Annotated in this window: 1 protein-coding gene; it reads right to left on the reverse strand. The window is 63.3% G+C overall.

Annotated elements, in window-relative coordinates:
• Positions 1-7: 7 nt before the first annotated feature.
• The coding region (locus tag SB751_RS33755; protein WP_410749466.1) for a response regulator transcription factor at positions 8-248 on the reverse strand (241 nt) is incomplete at its 5' end.

Raw genomic sequence — 248 nt, forward strand, 5'->3', positions numbered from 1 at the left:
GAAGGCGCTATTGGAACATGCCGCTTTCGGCGCAGAACGTCACCAGTTCCTGGTCGGTCTGCACGTTCAGCTTGCGCATGGCCGATATCTTCTGGCCGCTGACGGTCTTGACGCTGCGCTTCAGGCTGTCGGCGACCTGCATCATGGATTCGCCGCGCACGAAGAGCCGCAGCACTTCGAATTCCTTGGGCGTAAGGCTGTTGATGCGTTCGCCCAGGAAGCGGGTGCGCGCGGCCGCGCTGCCGTCG

This window comes from Cupriavidus sp. SIMBA_020, from assembly GCF_046535395.1.
GTDB lineage: Bacteria > Pseudomonadota > Gammaproteobacteria > Burkholderiales > Burkholderiaceae > Cupriavidus > Cupriavidus campinensis.